Consider the following 16,491-nt stretch of genomic DNA (forward strand, 5'->3'; position numbering starts at 1 on the left):
CGATTGCTTAATGAATTCTCCTGAGTCAATGCTCAGATGGAGCGATCAACTGGCTTTTCTCTCGTGTTAGAGCGACAATCGCGCCATTCGAGAGCCAAGCTCAAATCAAAGCAACACAGAAGTAGAACCACCGCAATGACCACCTCTTCCACCGTAATTATTGGATTGCACAACCCGAAAAGCCCAACCAATGTCGGCGCAGTAATGCGTGCTGCTGGCTGCTACAACGCCACTCAAGTGCGTTACAACGGTACACGTTATGCTCGCGCCGTGAAATTTCAGACCGATACTCAAAATAGCCATGAACGTATTGGATTGGTCGAGATGGACGATCTCACCGCGGGATTGGATAGTGAAGTCAAAATCGTCTGTGTCGAGCTGGCGGTAGGTGCAACCGCGCTGCCTCACTTTACGCATCCAGAACAAGCGATTTATCTGTTTGGCCCCGAAGATGGTTCGCTGCCGCAAGAAGTGGTCGATCAAGCGCATCATGTGGTTTACGTGCCCACCCACGGCTGTATGAACCTCGCCGCCACCGTCAATGTTGTGCTGTATGACCGTTTAGCCAAAAGCCTCGGTGAGATCGACGATCAAGCACAAGTAATCGCCAATCGAGATAATAAAAATCGATTGAAGGTGAAAAGCTAAACCGCGTTCACTTTTTACGTGAGCGATAACGAAAATGCTTTATGCCCCTCCCCCTTTTAGGGGGAGGATGGGAGGGGGTATTTCACACCAGCCTAACTAAACCACATTCACTCTTTACGTTAGCAATAGCGAAAATACTTCGTGCCCCTCCCCCTTTTAGGGGAGGATGGGAGGGGGTATTTCACGCCAGCCTTACTCAACTGTGTGCGATTTTTAGGTCAGCGATAACTAAAATACCCCACCCTAACCCTCCCCTAGAAAGGGAGGGAACTGGATTTGCGGTCATTTGGATTTTGTGGCTGAACGTGAATGGATAACGCGTTTATGGACAGAAACGTGTTATCGAATAAGGCGAATTAATACAATTTGCCTGAGTGTTCGTAATCCAAAAGATATGGATATCTTCCTTTCTATTGATATATCGTAGCTCCTTTGAACACTTCACCTTCCTCAGGGTCTAACGCAATAGCCACACTGTGGCGCGCACGAGTCAACGCTACGTATAGTCTTGCACGAGTGGGATTCTTAAGTAATTCTGGTCGTTCGGGATTACGTATCCAATTGACCATATCCTTGGTTGGGTAAATAAAAGCTCTATCAACAGTCAGCCCTTTAGACTCGCCAAAGTTCATAACTTCATATGATGGATTAACTTTGGATCTAGCGCTCCAGCGAAGTTGCATTGGCTGATATGTCTTTAAGTATTCTGAACAAAGGTGCTTAGGGACGATGAAAACCCCTTGGTGCAGGATTTTTTCTCTTCGGCAGTCATTGCACTGGCATGCATCAACAGCTTTAAATTGAGGATAGAGTTTAGAAGAGTAGTCACAAATATCCTGATGACAGCGGTGTGATTTAATCAGTGTTGTTTCATCAACTTCGCAAGATATCCATTTACCCAACGTTTTATCAGATGTCACAAATCCTTTGATATTCCCGTTTCCATAGTCGGAATACTTAGTTGTATGGTGAGTCTTGTAGGTAACTTGTCTTGGGTCTCCAACTAACATAACCTCTGATTTTGACTTAAATAGAAGCTTGATCAACTCTAAATCAAACCCAGCAAGATCTTGCACTTCATCTATAAAAATCATGTCATATAGGGCTGATATTCGGTTAATTACTGCTTGCTTGCTTGCTTTATTGGCTTCAAAACAAAACTTGGATATTTTATCGGAGTAGAGCTTGAAGTCTTTAGTGAAGTAATAATTTTTGAAGTTATCTTTTTCTGACCAGTATACACCTTTACCATCCTTGTTTTTATACTTAAGGCCAGAGCGCGTATTAACCAGAATAAACCCAATACTTTCATTCGCTATAGAGTCATTCAATTTGCACTGATATGGCCTAACCCAATGCTTAAGAAGGAATGAAAACCATGTGATAATCGTGACATTAGGCGGTACAGTTCTGACTTCTTTAACAAACTTATCTCTTATTTCCTGCTCATTTGATTCAGTGTAAGTTGTTATCAAAATTGACTTATTAGGATTTTCTACTGCCGTTTTAACTAAAAGCGTTGTTTTCCCAGATCCCGCAGCAGCAATTACAAGGCGATTGTTATTCATTACACCACTCCACTGCTTTAGTGATGTATTCTGGATAGCTAAACTTATCTTTTGATTCAAAAACCTTTAGAGACCAACTGGTTTTTTGTGTTTGTAGCTTTGCTGATAGTTTTTCAACGGTATTAAACTCTTTCACATTCAGTTCAAGGGCTTTGCATAAGGCGGGTAATACATCCTTGTTTGCATCAGCAAACTGTGGCTCAAGTGTGTTTAAGTCATTACGATCATCTGCAAAAATGGAGATGTGTGCGTGTTCAAGGTAATCCTCATACTTTTTGGTGATCGTATTGTCGTAATTACCATCGTTATCAGTGATTACTGCCACTTTTTTATCAATTTTGTCAGCTATTTCTAAAAAGCGTTTGAATGTAAGTTTTACAGATATCACATCAAAACCATGCTCGATAGGCAATGCTCCGTTATTTGCATCCATATAAGCTCTTTGAAAAATTAATTCATCGGAATCACCTTCAACGAGCACTGCTTTTTTACAAAGAATCAGGCGTAAGGTTTGATAGCCCGGCAGTTTCTTAAAGAAATCGAAAGTGTCTTTTGATAAATATGTAAACCTTGTGACTTTATGGTTATTTAGGAGAAGAAGATTTTCAAGGCCTAGTTTATTAGCTACGAAACTGCTATGCGTTGAAATGATCACTTGCTTATCACTCACACCATCTATGATTTCTTTTAATAAGTAATTTAACTTAGAGTGCGATAAATGGTTTTCTGGTTCTTCTATCAATAGTAGACTTGCTTCTTTAGTCTTTTGATGACCCAATGCAAGATTTGTTTTTATCACGCACTGGGAGCCTTTACCTACCTGATGGAACGGAATGTCTCCAAGGTAGGTCATCAAACTAGACTCCCAAGAATTTTGAGTAGAAAGATCAACAGATATATTAAGGTGTTCCCCTTGAACTTTTGACTTTTTATCAATCTTCTCGTTAATTCTCTTCACTGCTTCCTCTTCAGTAAAGCTATCCTTCATTTTTCTGTATGCCTGAGATAACTTGACCTTCTCTTTGTCCTCCAACTCGTTTCTGATGATTCTTGAAATGTATACATCTGAACCATTTTGGTACTTGTTTGAGGATGAGTCGATTAGAACAGACTTAATAGGGATGCTTCTAGATGTAACTGAATCTCTATCGAAAGATGTCCATGAAACCTTATAATACTCAATAGGTAGTGTATTAAGCTTCCCTCCACTCTTTATGAGCTCAGAGTACTCTTCTGCATAGGTATCATCGAATTCGACTTTGAATGACACGCCACAAGCATCACTCCGTTCTTTGTTTCCTGTTCCCTTAAATTTAGGGACACTGTCTTTGTCGAAAATAACCTCGATGCATATTTCAGGTAAAGTAGTACTACCACCATCGTTCACTTGGCCTAGGTACTCAGACACCGCTTTGCAATTGAATAAATACTGGCTTAGTTCATTCTTTAAGTATTTGCCGTGTAATATTCCACTAAGAGCCAAATGAATTGCTTCAAGAATGGTTGATTTTCCTGAACCATTATCCCCAACAAGGATATTCACACCTTTGTTAAACTCGATAGAGAACTTTCCGTAGTAACATTTATAGTTGTAAATATTAACTCTTTCGATGTACATCGCTACGTTTCCTTCAATACGCATATATAAAAAGATTACCAACTGTTACAGGATATCCTATGCGAACATGGACTCCAATCCAAAAATCACGCTAACGTATTGATATGTTAAGGAGCAAGCAGGCTGAGTAACCGTCCGCCTCGTTAGCCCAGAAAGAGAAGCTCAATAGTCGCGGCTAAACCAAAGCCACTACAAATGAAGATTTAACGAAGCGAGAAGTCAAGCAGAGTAAAATTAGAATGGGGCATTTCTGAACTGACCACATCAGCTAGCTCTTACTCAAGAATTCCCCCATCACCTCCCTCTCAACTCCTCTAACTGCTTTTTCAGCATGGCGGGCAGCGAGTAGAGCAACAACAGGCGCAGAGCGTGGTTAATCATCACAAACGCCGGTTCCATGCCGAGTAACAAGGCGACGGCGGTCATGGCTTCTACACTGCCGGGAACCCAAGAAAGCAGCAGCACTACCCATGATTTATCGATCAAAATAGAAAAGACACCGGAGACACCCACCGCGACCAAAAGGCCAATCATGGTGACCATTACCCCTGCGCGGGAATATGCCATGGCTTCGCGCAGTGTGGTATCGGCAATGCGTGAGCCGATCAAAATGCCGAGTAAAGCGGTGGCGAATATCACCATCCATTTCGGCAGTTGCATATCAATGCCGGTGGCAAAGCCATTAAAGCTGGCGGTGATGAGTAACGCTGCCAACATATAAGGCGCAGGAATGCCGAGTAAGGTGGAAGCTTTACCCAGTAGCAAACTCATCAACGCTAGAGCCAAGAAAATAAACCAAGCGTAAACGGTCAAGCTGCCGTCTACGGATGCGCTATCCGGCGCGCTGTTGGAGATCAACAGTGCCAACAAAGTGAGGATCATCAGGCGCACAGAGTGGGAATAGACCACTTTGGCGGAAGGCTTTTCGCTTGATTCGCTGATCACCAAAATCGCGGCCATCGCACCCGGTACGGCACCGAGTAGAGATTCAAACGGCGTCCACCCCTCTTTTTTGGTTAGCCACAAATAGCTACTGATGATTTGCAGCGTTAAACAGCACACCAACCCCACGATCACCGGCAAGGTTAAGGTGGTACCTAGCTCACTCAAACTGATGGTCGCACCGACACTGATCCCAAGCACGACTTGCACAAATAGCAGCAGCCACGGCGGCGTATGAATAGTTAGCCAACGCTTCTTGTGCAGCACAATAACCAAACCCGAGGCAATAAACATTTCAGAAAGAGGGATGGAGAGTAGCATCCCTGCCCCCGCGGCCACGGCGGCGATAATCAAGATTTGAATAAAGAGTGTGAAAGAAGCTCTTTCGGACATGCTGTGTTTCCTTTAGGCCTTATCGCTCAGTCACGCTTTTGCGACCGAGTGAGCAAACTTGACCACATTCTCAAACGCGGCCTGAAAGTAGATCTCGTAGCTGTTTTTCTCCACATAACCGAGATGCGGCGCGCACAGCACATTGGGCAAACTCAGCAGCGGCTCACTGCTGGGTAACGCGGGCTCGTTTTCGTACACATCGACCGCGGCTTGGCGCGTTGGGTTAGCCTGCATCACTGAGTAGAGTGCGCCCGATTCCACTAACTCCGCTCGGCTGGTATTCACAAACAGCGAATCGGGTTTCATGGCAAGCAGATCTTGTTTGGTTACGATGCCACGCGTGGCGTCATTCAAACGTAAGTGCAGTGAAAGCACATCGGCTTTAGCAAAAAATTCGGTTTTATCGGTGGCGGCTTGATAGCCCAACTCAAGCGCTTTTTGCCGCGAGGCTTCACTGCCCCACACCAAGACTGGCATTCCAAATACGTGACCAAATTGAGCAATGCGCTGACCGATTTTGCCTAAACCCCAAATGCCTAAAGTGCGACCAGAGAGGGTTCGACCTAAGCCTAATCCGCCATTTTGTTGCCAATGACCTGCGTGTAACTGCCCGATATAACTTGGCAAATGGCGCGAAGCGGCAAGGATTAAACCCCAGCACAGCTCCGCTGGGGCAACGGGAGAGCCGATGCCTTCTAACACGGTCACGCCATAACGCTCACACAGAGGCACATCAATATGGTTGCTGACTTTTCCGGTCTGGCTGATGAGTTTCAAATTCGGCAGATGAGCCAGAAGATTCTCAGTGATTGGGGTGCGCTCGCGGATCAGCACTAAAGCCTCAAAAGGTTCCAGTCGCTCAATCAATACCGTTTCATCACTCAGGCTGTCATTGAATACGGTGACGTCATGCCCTTGTAAGCATTGGAAGGCGTTTAAGCCACGCACCACATTTTGGTAATCATCCAGAATCGCAATTTTCATCTCACGTCCTTGTGGTTAAAGGTCAATCCAGTAGCGTGTCAGTAAAGAGGGGAAATACTCTCCAGTGATCGTGCTTTCAAACACACCGCCGTTGCTTTCAATCACTCGGCGTGATGCGTGATTATCGCTATCGGCAACCAGCAACACGCGTTTTAAACCTAAGCGTTTGGCTTCTATCAATCCAAGGCGCAACATTTCGCGGCCAATGCCCTTGCGGCGTGCACTGGGTGCAACATCGTAGCCAATATGCCCCGCTTCGTTAGTAAGAAATGGCGTATCAATGTGGTGGCGCAAACGCAGCGCACCCAAAATCTTGCCTTGTTGGTCCTGATACCAAAAATAGCTGCAAGGGACGTAGCCACAAGGCAGGTTTTGGCCGTGGGCGTGGTCATCCAGCAGTTGCACGTAGTCGGCAAAATTCTCATCGCCTTGGCGGTAAAAATCACAATTGATCGGGTCGTTGCGCTGAAAATCTTGGAAGAACTCGGCAAACGCCGCTTCATCCTGCAAAGTTAATCGAGTTAACGGCATAGTCTCTCCTTGACGAATGATTGAGCGCGAATTTAAAGCGCCAGATAGCGTGGATACAGGCGTTGGAACTCTTCAATCGCGATTTTATCGGCAATGGTTTCCACCGCGCTTGGCGCAATCGGCGTCCAAAAAACTTCGTCCGCTTCGTGGCAGGCGATCTCACCTTGCCATTGATCCACCACGTAATAGTGCAGCAGTTGCAGCTCAAATTCTGTCGGATGATAGAGCGAGCAGAGATAAACGCTGCGCGTAGCGTCCACGCCTAACTCTTCTTGCACTTCACGCTGCAACGCTTGCGCTTGGTTTTCTCCCGCTTCGATATGCCCACCGGGGATCGCGATGATATTAGGATCGCTCGCTTTGGTTGCTGAGCGACGTTCGAGCAGACAACTGCCCTCTTTGACCAGCAAAAAAGAGACACATTCGGCCACGGGCAATCTTGTTGGCGTTTTCTCTACAGACACGTTTTTTTCTACAGGCTCGGTTTTTTCTACAGACACAGCTTTCTCCTTAAATCCGTTTCATGATGGCGAGTGAGCTTAGGCCATGCTCGGGTGTAAACGAGTCCAACCCATCAGTAAAAGTGCAGCAAATACCAGCCAAACCAAGGTGGCACAAACCAGAGTGCCAGTAAGGCTCAGGCGGTAACTAAAGTAATACACCGCAAGAAGATACGCCGCATACGGGATAAGCGAATACAGCCCAAACAGCGCGGTAGTGCGTAGATCTTCCATGGTGCGTTCGGTGCCAACAATGTAATGGGCGATTAAAGCAAAGGTGGGAAACAGCGGCACAAGGCCAGAAATAAAAAAGCTTTTGGTTTTGGATAACAGGGCAATGATCAACACCGCAAGCGCTCCAAGCAAGCACTTGAAAAACAAAGCCGCCATGACATTTCCTTTTGTCAGAACAGGTTACAGGCAACCACTATAAATCACTCTCCCGTTAAGAAGAACTGCTCATTAACCAGTTTGTTATTTTCTCTGCAACATTTTTCCGAACCTGAGTAAAATGGCCGCCTCTGTTTTAATTCGGCGGCCGATAGCGGCGGCTTCTTTTAGTTACCGCATGTAGGTACGGCATGAAATTAGGAAAACGGCTGACTCAGTTAGTCCAACAGGTAAAGCGCGACTACGACCATATTTGGGATTGCTGCTGCGACCACGGCTTACTCGGCGCGGCGTTGCTCAAACAGCACCCAAGCAGCACAGTGCATTTTGTCGATATCGTTCCGTCTTTGATTGAGAAGGTGACGCTCGATTTAACCCGCTATTTTCCTGCCACGACCGATTCACCACGCTGGCGCACTTACTGTCTTGATGTACGCGATTTGCCACTCGAAGCCAACGCCGGATCGCATCTCGTCATCATCGCCGGAGTAGGCGGAGATTTGATGACGGAATTTATTGCCGAGCTTGCCAAGCGTCAACCAAACATGACGTTTGATCTGCTGCTGTGCCCGGTTCACCACACTTATACCTTGCGCGAACAGTTAATCGCGCTGAATGCGGAGCTGAAATGCGAACTTCTAGTGGAAGAAAACCAACGCATTTATGAGCTGCTGCATGTGCAGATCTCTCCCTGTTCGGGGGCTTGCTCTCACCCTCTCTCTTTGGTCGGTGAATCGCTGTGGCAAGTCAGCGACACAGATCAATCAAAGATCGCGCAGCGTTATTTACAGCAGTTGCAACAGCACTATCAGCGCAAAGCACAAGGCGGTGATGCGGGCGCAGAGCAGCGTTGGCAAGCGTATCAGGCCGTGGAGATCCTTCAATCGATGGATGCCACTCTAGAACTCGCTCAATAGGCTAGAAAGATGAAAGCACTCAATGATTTGAATTTGTTTGTCGAAACGGCGCGCCAAGGCAGTTTTTCTAAAGCGGCCAACAGCTTATCACTCACAACCGCCGCCGTGAGCGCTGCGATCCGCCGCTTGGAAGAGCAAGTGCAATTTCCGCTGTTTGTGCGCTCGACGCGACATATTCGTTTAACTCATGAGGGCGAAATCTTTCTTGCCAAAACCCAAACCGCGCTGGCCACCTTGCAAGAGGGTTTGGATCAGATCGCTTGTGCGCGTGGCCAGTTGGCTGGGCAACTGCACATCAGCGCGCCTTCCGATTTGGGGCGTAATTTGCTGCTCGACTGGATTGATGAATTTATCGCGCTGCACCCGAATGTCACGATGAAACTGGATCTCTCTGATCGTCTGACGGATATGTACGCCAATCCGGTCGATATCGCGATTCGTTATGGTCAGCCCGCCGATTCCAATTTGGTCGCCATGTTGCTGTGCGATTCTAACGAGCGCGTATTGTGTGCTTCGCCAGAGTATTTGGCCACTCACCCGCCCATTCTGCATCCTGACGATTTACAGCATCACAACTGTCTGTGCTTTATGCTGGCCGATACGCTGCACAACAAATGGATTTTGAGCCGCAATGGCGAAACGCACAGTGTGGTGGTGCAAGGCAATCCTGCCTGTAATGATGGAGAAGTGGTACACAGATTGGCGGTAAAAGGCAAAGGCATTGCCAATAAATCGCTGATGGACATCAGTCAGGACATTATTGATGGGCGTTTAGTGCGGATTTTGCCGGAATGGGAAAGCGGCCCTGTACCCATTTATATGGTGTGTGCCGATCGACGTTTGATCACTCCAACCATTCGCGCTTTTCAGGAGTTCATTCGTGAAAAAGGCTGCCAACAACGACGTGCGGTGCTGACAGCCATTCAAGAGCGAGAGCAAAATCCTCGTTAGCCGACAAAAGTCAGTGGGCGTAACTGCAGGTATTCCAACATCTCGCGCTCACCGATCTTTTGCTGAAAATGCTGGAAATGGTCGCTCTGTTGGTGCTTTTGCAAGCTCTCTTCCGAGCACCAAATTTCCTGCATTAAAAACAGCCCCTCAATCGAGTTGTCACGATACAGCTCATATTGACAACACCCCTCTTCATTGCGACTAGGCTCAAGGAGCGCTTCGAGCAGCGCTTGCACTTGCTGCGCTGAATCGGGGAAGGCTTTGATTTCTGCGAGTAAATGGATCATAACTTACAGCTCGGTAAAGACCGCTTCCGCCGGCCAACGTGATTTAGGCAGTTTGGCGTTGAAGTCGTCTTCACTGTGGAAACCTAGTGGCACAATCACCACACTGTTGAAGCCTTTTTCGGTTAAGCCAAACTCTTCGTTTAGCACTTGAGCATCAAAGCCTTCAATCGGCACCGCATCAATGCCCATGGCTGCAGCACCAAGCAGCAGTGTACCCACGTTGAGGTAAACTTGTTTTTGCATCCAGTGCTCAGCATCGTTCAGATTTTCACGGTGCAAGTTTACAAAGTAGCTACGCGCGCCATGCATGCCAGTTTTGGCTTCTTCATTCGCAAAACGGCCATCTTTATCTTCGTTCTCCAGCAGAGAGAGCAGATACGCGTCATCAATGCTGGTTTTGGCGCAGAACACCATCACGTGCGAGGCATCTAAAATTTTGCGCTCGTTAAACGAAAAACCGCCCTGCGTGGCTTTGGCAATGCGTGTTTTGCCTTCATCACTGCCGGCCAAAATAAAATGCCAAGGTTGTGAGTTCACGCTAGAGGCACTCATGCGTACCAACTCTTTGAGATCGGCGACTTGCTGTTCAGATAGCTTGCGGCTGGCGTCAAACGCTTTGGTGGAATAGCGAGACTGCGACGCTTGTACAATGTTCATGTTTCACTCCTAAGGATGATGTCTTTCGAGATGACGCTAAGATATCTGACTGACTCCAAACAAGAAACCACCCTCTGCTTAATTCATTTTCAAAAATTATTTGATAATGCAGCCTTGAAAATGAGGTTTGAAAACCCTTTAACACTTTTCAATCGCCGTTTCTGGCTCGTTAATCAAAAAAAGAGGCTGACTCCAGTGGCCAGCCTCTATCCATAAATTGTCTCGTCACTCTGGGTTAATGTGCCGCGAAGCGTTTACGCATCACCACATAATAGAGCACTGGGATCACTAACAAGGTCAGTACGGTGGAGACGAAAATCCCGAAGATCAAGCTGATCGCCAAACCATTAAAGATAGGATCATCGAGGATAAACACCGCACCAATCATGGCCGCCAACGCCGTCAGCATAATCGGTTTGGCCCGTACCGCCGCTGATTGAATGACCGCCTCAGAGAATTCAATGCCATGAGCCACTTGCTGGTTAATAAAGTCCACCAACAAGATTGAGTTACGCACAATGATCCCCGCCAGCGCTATCATCCCAATCATGGAGGTGGCAGTAAATTGCGCCCCTAGCAAGGCATGACCGGGCATGACGCCGATGATAGTCAGCGGGATCGGAGCCATGATAATCAGTGGCACGAGGTAAGATTTGAACTGCGCGACTACCAGCAGATAAATCAGCACCATACCCACTGCGTAAGCAATACCCATATCGCGGAAGGTTTCGTAAGTCACCGTCCATTCACCATCCCACGCTACCGCAACACCGCTTAGGCCATCGGGTTGATGGATGTAGTACTGCGCCAATCCCATTTGCTCATCCAGCGCAAAACCAATCTCAAACATGCCGTACAGTGGGCTATCCAGCTCGCCTGACATATCGCCGACCACCATCACCATAGGCACCAAGTTCTTGTGGACGATGTAATCATCCATGCGGGTTTGGCGCACCTCAACCAGATCGGAAAGCGGATAAGCGTGACCGTTTGGGCTACCGACTTTCATATTCAGCACCTGCTCTAAACGCACCTTTGCGGTTTCAGTGGCTTGAATCTGGATCGGAATCGGGTACTTGCTGTGTTCACTGTGCAAGTAAGTGATGGGTTTGCCGCCCACCGCGGTCGCCAACGCATCGACAATTGAGGCATAAGGCACCTGCAGATGTGCGGCCTTGCTGCGATCAATCACCACCTGCCATTTTTCATGCCTTTCCGGCAAGTACATGTCCACGTCAACAATATCTTTTGTTTCACGGAAAATTTCACGCACTTGGCGTGCTGCTTCGTTACGAATTTCTTGAGTTGGGCCATACACTTCCGCCAGAATCGGCGACCAAACCGGCGGCCCCGGCGGTACTTCCACCACTTTCACTTTGCCGCCAAAGCGCTGCGCAATTTCATTCAGTTGCGGGCGAAGTTGGCTGGCGATGGTGTGGCTATCTCTGTCGCGCTCTTTACGCCCGAGTAAGTTGACTTGAATATCGCCTTGATGCGCTTGGTTACGCATAAAATAATGTCGCACTAAACCGTTGAAGTTAATTGGCGCGGCCGTTCCGGCATAGATTTGGTAATCCCGCACTTCAGGAACGTCATTCAGTGCCGCCCCCATCTCAAACAAGACCCGCTGCGTTTTTTCTAGCGAACTGCCTTCGGGCATATCCAGCACAATCTGGAATTCCGACTTGTTATCAAACGGCAGCATTTTCAACACCACGGCTTGGAACACTGGCAGCAGTACGGAACCAGCAATCAGCGCCAAAATGGTCAGCAGCAAAAACAGCCGGTTACGCCCCTGCTTTGGCGCAGTAACAAACGGCGACATGATTTTGTGGAAAATGCCATTCGCCGCTTTGCCTTCTTCTTGATGATGCCCAGCCTTAAGGAATTTACCCGCCAGCCAAGGGGAAAGCACAAAAGCCACGGCCAGAGAAATCAGCATGCCCATTGAAGCGTTGATTGGAATTGGACTCATGTACGGCCCCATCAAACCCGACACAAACGCCATCGGCAACAAGGCCGCAATAACGGTAAGAGTGGCGAGAATGGTTGGTCCGCCGACTTCATCCACCGCAGGGGGAATGAGCTCCGATAACTTGCGTTTGCCCATCGCCATATGCCGGTGAATGTTCTCCACCACCACAATCGCATCATCGACCAAGATACCGATGGAGAAAATCAACGCGAACAGCGACACACGATTGAGTGTAAAACCCCATGCCCAAGAGGCGAATAGAGTAATCATCAGGGTGACAATGATAGCCATACCGACCACCAGCGCTTCACGCCAGCCCATGGTCAGCAGCACCAAAATCACCACCGCGGTCGTCGCGAAAGCGAGTTTACCCATCAAGGTGTTGCTTTTATCGGCGGCGGTTTGTCCGTAATCGCGAGTAATATCGACATCAATTCCTTGTGGGATCAGCTGATTTTCAAGGCTGACTAAACGTGCTTCCACCGCTCTAGCGACATCGACTGCGTTTTCCCCACCTTTTTTAGCAATTGCAATGGTGACCGCTGGATGAATACCGTCGCGATCGCCTGTCCACACATTTTGAGTAGGCGTATTAACCCCAAAGGATACGCTCGCAATATCTTCCAAATAAACGGGCTTGCCGTTATGTAACCCAACCACCAGTTGTTTGACCTCTTCCACCCGAGTTAAAAACTGGCCAACTTGCACCGGAAACTCTTGGTTATCATGGGTTAAACGCAGCATCGGTGAACTTTGATTCGCCGCCGGCAGACTTTGATTGAGTTGATCTAAGGTGATGCCAAAGCCGTTCATTTTGGCGGGGTCAAGACGCACATCAACAATGGTATTTTGTCCACCCACCGTGTAGATATCACGCGTGCCCGGAATGCGCTTGAGCTCGGTTTCTAAACCGTGCGCCACTTGCGTCAGTTGCTGCTGATCGAAGCGATCACTCTTATCCGCCAAGGTGATGGTGACAATCGGTACATCTTCAATTCCTTTCGGTTTGATAATGGGCTCACCCACGCCAACACCTTGCGGCATCCAATCTTTATTGGAATAGAGTTTGTTGTAGATGCGCACCACCGCATCATTACGTGGCACACCCACTTTGAAAATGGCAACGATCATCGCGCCATCCGGTTGAGAGAATGAGTAGATTTTATCAATCCCTTCAATCTCAGAGATCACCTGCTCTGCGGGCGTTGTCACCAAACTTTCCACTTCACGAGGGGAAGCGCCGGGAAACGGAATATAGACATCCGCAAACGTCACATCAATCTGCGGCTCTTCTTCTTTCGGCGTCACCATGACCGCAAATAACCCCATCAGCAAACCGACTAAGGCAAGCAGTGGTGTCATGGCTGAATTTTGAAAGGCCGCAGCGATGCGACCCGAAATACCGAGTCGACTTTCCATATCATTCACCTTTTGCTGTGACGGCCTGTGTAGCGACCACATCACCTAATTCAAGCCCAGAAAGCACTTCAACGTAGTCACCATAGACTTGCCCCAGACGTACAGGATTCAGTGCACGTTGGCCGTTATTGACTCGGTACACCGCGCTCAATTCGGCACGACGTAACACGGCGCTGCTCGGCACCACTAAGACTTCACGCTGACCATAATTAAATTCGGTTTTTACCCACATGCCCGGCACCAGAGCAGCGCTGTTTTGCGGCAGTTCAAGGCGAGTTTTAAAGGTGTGCGATTGCGGATCGGCGTAGCTAAACAAGCTAAATTCGACGGGTTTCAGCTGCTCACCTTGCGCAGTGCGCACGGTAAATTGAGAGACATCTGCCACATAAGGCTGATAACGCTGCGGAATTTCTGTTTCAACCCGTAATTCATCGAGCGAAAAACCGCGGAGCAGGGGTGTGCCCGGTGCAACGGTTTCACCCAGTTCCACCATGCGCTGAGTAACAATGCCATCATAAGGTGCGGTGATGTTGGTATAACCTAGCGATTCTTTGGCTTGTTCTACCGCCGCTTGTGCCGATTTCACTGCGGCATCGGCACTGCGTGCCCGCGCTTCGGCGCTGTCCATTTGATCTTTGGAAATCGCGCCTTTGGGGAACAGTTGACGATAACGATTGAGCTGGGCTTGTGCTTCACGGTTTTGTGCCGTGGCACTCGCCAATTGAGCTTGCGCGGCATCCAATGCGGCCGATTGCTGAACCGCCGAGATCTCCAAAAGCACCTGATCTTTTTTTACGAAATCATTCACATCGACGTATAAGCCAACCACTCGCCCTGAGGTTTGCGCGGCTAACGAGCCTTGATTGACCGGCTGCACCACACCGTCCAATTCGACTATCTGCGAGATCGACTCTGTTTTTACAGTAAACCGTTCGTTACTGTCCTGATTTTGAGCATAGGCCGAACTGGCAAGCACCAGTGCGATACTCCAACTTAACGCTTTCATCCTCTTCCCTCGCAGATTCTACTTTCCCGCTTGTTGCCACACGGTATCGCGAACGCGTCAAGCGGGTCAGAGAGTGATTGCCTAGATACTGCCTAATAGCCTAGTTGCATTAGGCGGTTTGTGTTTGGCTTTCTTTACGATTTCTAATACAGATCAATAAATTAGTTGCACCTAAGCCAACCATCATGGCAGGGAAAAATACCCATGCACCGAGATTGCCTAACGCAAGACTTGAGACAACGGGCCCCGGACAGATGCCGACCAACCCCCACCCTAAACCGAAGATCACTGAGCCTGAGATCAAGCGACGATCAATCTTGGTGTTGTTGGCCAGACAAAACACTTCTGCGTTAACAGGCTTGGCTTTGGGTTTGATGAGTAAGAAATAAGCAGGCATGAATACCGCTAACGCACCGCCCATCACAAACATCAAACTGGGGTCCCAAGTGCCTGCCACATCCAAAAAGCCGATCACTTTAGCGGGATCCGCCATGCCAGATACCACCATTCCTAAGCCAAATAACAGGCCAGCGACGAGCGAAGTTGCTCGAAACAACAGCTTATTCATAACCACTCACTTACATCAGATGAAGACGAACGAAAACAGTGACAGCAGCAACCACCATAAACACACAAGTCGCCACGATGGATCGCTTAGAGAAGCGACCAATGCCGCAGATCCCGTGTCCACTGGTGCAGCCATTGGCCAGTCGTGTCCCCACGCCCACCAATAAACCTGCCGTCGCAAGCACAATACCGCTCACACCAAAATCGGTCGGCACAGCATGGCCTAAGAGCTTTACGCCGATCACACCACCGGAAATCATGCCCACCACAAACAGCAGTCGCCATGCAAAATCCCGCGATTTAGGCGTTAACAAGCCCGTCAAAATACCACTGATGCCTGCGATCTTTCCGTTCATAAGCAACATCAATGTCGCTGAAATCCCTAAAAGCATCCCTCCAATTAACGAATCCCAAGGAATAGAAAACGTCATACTTTCCTCTACTTATTTATCGACAAAACACATTCTGTAAACTTTGAATCAACGCCGTGATCCGACTGTCCGCCAAGCGATAAAACACCTGTTGCGATTCTTTGCGCGCTTGAATAATGCCGTGCTTTCGCAGCACAGTAAGGTGTTGTGAAAAGGCCGATTGACTCAACGTCGAACCTTGTTGAAGCTGCCCGACGCCCATCTCACTCTGCGTCAATTGGCACAGCACCATTAATCGTTCTGGATGAGCCATCACACGCAGTAATTCAGCCACTTCTTCGGCATTTTTCTTCATTTCATCCATTTCAATCTTGATGGTGGTGGGTTCTGGCATGGCGAATCCTCTAACTAAAATTTAACGAGATAATACAAAAATAATTATATTAGTCAATTCTTATTTAGTCATTTTGAATTTAGTTGAATTTACATTAGACAAAGCTAATTTTCAGGCGTATAGTTCTGAACAAACAACAACGGAGGTTAGCAACATGACGATTGAAAACGGTGTAAGAGTATTAGCTGGCAGCATGGTTCTGCTCTCAGTCATTCTCACTTGGTTTGTCCACCCCAACTTTCTGTGGTTAACAGTATTTGTGGGTGTAAACCTGATCCAAAGTGCATTCACAAGCTTTTGTCCTGCCGCATTCTTTCTCAAGAAACTAGGATTACGTTAATGACAGCCCTACCCCTTTCCATCCTGAAACGGT

At 47.9% G+C, this 16,491-nt stretch carries 18 protein-coding genes; 4 read left to right on the forward strand and 14 right to left on the reverse strand.

What is annotated here, in order from left to right:
• Nucleotides 1-135 precede the first annotated feature (135 nt).
• On the forward strand, nt 136-648 hold the full coding sequence (locus tag F0316_RS14475) for an RNA methyltransferase (protein ID WP_000213748.1): 513 nt from the start codon (nt 136-138) through the stop codon (nt 646-648).
• A gap of 410 nt (nt 649-1,058) precedes the next feature.
• Here F0316_RS14475 and F0316_RS14480 read toward each other — a convergent pair whose 3' ends face one another.
• The 7 genes from F0316_RS14480 to F0316_RS14510 all read right to left on the reverse strand — a co-directional run bounded on the left by F0316_RS14480 (nt 1,059) and on the right by F0316_RS14510 (nt 7,574).
• Nucleotides 1,059-2,216, reverse strand: a complete 1,158-nt coding sequence (locus F0316_RS14480) for a UvrD-helicase domain-containing protein (RefSeq protein WP_149560637.1) — start codon at nt 2,214-2,216, stop codon at nt 1,059-1,061.
• Nucleotides 2,209-3,834 carry an ATP-dependent nuclease gene (locus F0316_RS14485; RefSeq protein ID WP_149560638.1) on the reverse strand — a complete coding sequence of 542 codons (1,626 nt, stop codon included), beginning with the start codon at nt 3,832-3,834 and terminating at the stop codon, nt 2,209-2,211. The genes F0316_RS14480 and F0316_RS14485 overlap by 8 nt, the downstream gene beginning before the upstream one ends.
• A 294-nt stretch (nt 3,835-4,128) precedes the next feature.
• Nucleotides 4,129-5,169: an AbrB family transcriptional regulator gene (locus tag F0316_RS14490; RefSeq protein WP_142740813.1), complete on the reverse strand. Its 1,041-nt coding sequence runs from the start codon at nt 5,167-5,169 to the stop codon at nt 4,129-4,131.
• 30 nt (nt 5,170-5,199) lie between these two features.
• Entirely contained in the window at nt 5,200-6,153 is a 954-nt protein-coding gene (locus F0316_RS14495; RefSeq protein ID WP_142740814.1) for a D-2-hydroxyacid dehydrogenase family protein, read from the reverse strand.
• A gap of 15 nt (nt 6,154-6,168) precedes the next feature.
• Complete coding sequence (locus F0316_RS14500; protein WP_057568635.1) at nt 6,169-6,684, reverse strand: GNAT family N-acetyltransferase; 516 nt, start codon at nt 6,682-6,684, stop codon at nt 6,169-6,171.
• A gap of 32 nt (nt 6,685-6,716) precedes the next feature.
• Nucleotides 6,717-7,184 (reverse strand): NUDIX hydrolase, encoded by a 468-nt coding sequence (locus tag F0316_RS14505; protein ID WP_088132574.1) that lies wholly within the window; start codon nt 7,182-7,184, stop codon nt 6,717-6,719.
• A 39-nt stretch (nt 7,185-7,223) separates the two neighbouring features.
• Nucleotides 7,224-7,574, reverse strand: coding sequence for a GlpM family protein (locus F0316_RS14510; RefSeq protein WP_057568633.1), 351 nt, complete (start codon nt 7,572-7,574; stop codon nt 7,224-7,226).
• A 191-nt stretch (nt 7,575-7,765) separates the two neighbouring features.
• On the opposite strand from F0316_RS14510, the gene F0316_RS14515 reads away from it, so the two are divergent.
• A complete protein-coding gene (locus tag F0316_RS14515; protein ID WP_108248475.1) occupies nt 7,766-8,491 on the forward strand; it encodes a tRNA (adenine(22)-N(1))-methyltransferase in 726 nt (241 codons plus the stop codon).
• 9 nt (nt 8,492-8,500) lie between these two features.
• On the forward strand, nt 8,501-9,442 hold the full coding sequence (locus tag F0316_RS14520) for a LysR family transcriptional regulator (protein WP_000645862.1): 942 nt from the start codon (nt 8,501-8,503) through the stop codon (nt 9,440-9,442).
• On the opposite strand, the gene F0316_RS14525 is transcribed toward F0316_RS14520, so the two are convergent.
• The 7 genes from F0316_RS14525 to F0316_RS14560 all read right to left on the reverse strand — a co-directional run bounded on the left by F0316_RS14525 (nt 9,439) and on the right by F0316_RS14560 (nt 16,118).
• Nucleotides 9,439-9,729, reverse strand: a complete 291-nt coding sequence (locus F0316_RS14525) for a putative quinol monooxygenase (protein WP_000581563.1) — start codon at nt 9,727-9,729, stop codon at nt 9,439-9,441. The two genes, F0316_RS14520 and F0316_RS14525, sit on opposite strands and share 4 nt — an antisense overlap.
• A gap of 3 nt (nt 9,730-9,732) precedes the next feature.
• Nucleotides 9,733-10,386, reverse strand: coding sequence for an oxygen-insensitive NAD(P)H-dependent nitroreductase NfsB (locus tag F0316_RS14530; RefSeq protein ID WP_001028483.1), 654 nt, complete (start codon nt 10,384-10,386; stop codon nt 9,733-9,735).
• Nucleotides 10,387-10,621: 235 nt separating this feature from the next.
• Entirely contained in the window at nt 10,622-13,780 is a 3,159-nt protein-coding gene (locus F0316_RS14540) for an efflux RND transporter permease subunit (RefSeq protein WP_172626056.1), read from the reverse strand.
• Nucleotide 13,781: 1 nt separating this feature from the next.
• Nucleotides 13,782-14,786, reverse strand: coding sequence for an efflux RND transporter periplasmic adaptor subunit (locus F0316_RS14545; protein WP_000646062.1), 1,005 nt, complete (start codon nt 14,784-14,786; stop codon nt 13,782-13,784).
• Nucleotides 14,787-14,895: 109 nt separating this feature from the next.
• Nucleotides 14,896-15,354 (reverse strand): YeeE/YedE family protein, encoded by a 459-nt coding sequence (locus F0316_RS14550; RefSeq protein ID WP_001037650.1) that lies wholly within the window; start codon nt 15,352-15,354, stop codon nt 14,896-14,898.
• A 10-nt stretch (nt 15,355-15,364) separates the two neighbouring features.
• Nucleotides 15,365-15,745: a YeeE/YedE family protein gene (locus F0316_RS14555; RefSeq protein WP_000924163.1), complete on the reverse strand. Its 381-nt coding sequence runs from the start codon at nt 15,743-15,745 to the stop codon at nt 15,365-15,367.
• A gap of 55 nt (nt 15,746-15,800) precedes the next feature.
• The gene (locus tag F0316_RS14560; protein WP_001114934.1) at nt 15,801-16,118 is read right to left on the reverse strand and encodes an ArsR/SmtB family transcription factor; all 318 of its coding nucleotides are present in this window, start codon (nt 16,116-16,118) and stop codon (nt 15,801-15,803) included.
• 154 nt (nt 16,119-16,272) lie between these two features.
• On the opposite strand from F0316_RS14560, the gene F0316_RS14565 reads away from it, so the two are divergent.
• Nucleotides 16,273-16,458, forward strand: a complete 186-nt coding sequence (locus F0316_RS14565; RefSeq protein ID WP_000151364.1) for a YgaP family membrane protein — start codon at nt 16,273-16,275, stop codon at nt 16,456-16,458.
• The last annotated feature ends 33 nt before the right edge of the window (nt 16,459-16,491 follow it).

It is taken from the genome of Vibrio cholerae, from assembly GCF_008369605.1.
GTDB lineage: Bacteria > Pseudomonadota > Gammaproteobacteria > Enterobacterales > Vibrionaceae > Vibrio > Vibrio cholerae.

Excerpts from the sequence above, each read along its gene's own strand:
- F0316_RS14475 (WP_000213748.1), top strand. The coding sequence starts at position 136 with ATGACCACCTCTTCCACCGTAATTATTGGATTGCACAACCCGAAAAGC.
- F0316_RS14480 (WP_149560637.1), bottom strand. The coding sequence starts at position 2,216 with ATGAATAACAATCGCCTTGTAATTGCTGCTGCGGGATCTGGGAAAACA.
- F0316_RS14485 (WP_149560638.1), bottom strand. The coding sequence starts at position 3,834 with ATGTACATCGAAAGAGTTAATATTTACAACTATAAATGTTACTACGGA.
- F0316_RS14490 (WP_142740813.1), bottom strand. The coding sequence starts at position 5,169 with ATGTCCGAAAGAGCTTCTTTCACACTCTTTATTCAAATCTTGATTATC.
- F0316_RS14495 (WP_142740814.1), bottom strand. The coding sequence starts at position 6,153 with ATGAAAATTGCGATTCTGGATGATTACCAAAATGTGGTGCGTGGCTTA.
- F0316_RS14500 (WP_057568635.1), bottom strand. The coding sequence starts at position 6,684 with ATGCCGTTAACTCGATTAACTTTGCAGGATGAAGCGGCGTTTGCCGAG.
- F0316_RS14510 (WP_057568633.1), bottom strand. The coding sequence starts at position 7,574 with ATGGCGGCTTTGTTTTTCAAGTGCTTGCTTGGAGCGCTTGCGGTGTTG.
- F0316_RS14515 (WP_108248475.1), top strand. The coding sequence starts at position 7,766 with ATGAAATTAGGAAAACGGCTGACTCAGTTAGTCCAACAGGTAAAGCGC.
- F0316_RS14520 (WP_000645862.1), top strand. The coding sequence starts at position 8,501 with ATGAAAGCACTCAATGATTTGAATTTGTTTGTCGAAACGGCGCGCCAA.
- F0316_RS14525 (WP_000581563.1), bottom strand. The coding sequence starts at position 9,729 with ATGATCCATTTACTCGCAGAAATCAAAGCCTTCCCCGATTCAGCGCAG.
- F0316_RS14530 (WP_001028483.1), bottom strand. The coding sequence starts at position 10,386 with ATGAACATTGTACAAGCGTCGCAGTCTCGCTATTCCACCAAAGCGTTT.
- F0316_RS14540 (WP_172626056.1), bottom strand. The coding sequence starts at position 13,780 with ATGGAAAGTCGACTCGGTATTTCGGGTCGCATCGCTGCGGCCTTTCAA.
- F0316_RS14545 (WP_000646062.1), bottom strand. The coding sequence starts at position 14,786 with ATGAAAGCGTTAAGTTGGAGTATCGCACTGGTGCTTGCCAGTTCGGCC.
- F0316_RS14550 (WP_001037650.1), bottom strand. The coding sequence starts at position 15,354 with ATGAATAAGCTGTTGTTTCGAGCAACTTCGCTCGTCGCTGGCCTGTTA.
- F0316_RS14555 (WP_000924163.1), bottom strand. The coding sequence starts at position 15,745 with ATGCTTTTAGGGATTTCAGCGACATTGATGTTGCTTATGAACGGAAAG.
- F0316_RS14560 (WP_001114934.1), bottom strand. The coding sequence starts at position 16,118 with ATGCCAGAACCCACCACCATCAAGATTGAAATGGATGAAATGAAGAAA.
- F0316_RS14565 (WP_000151364.1), top strand. The coding sequence starts at position 16,273 with ATGACGATTGAAAACGGTGTAAGAGTATTAGCTGGCAGCATGGTTCTG.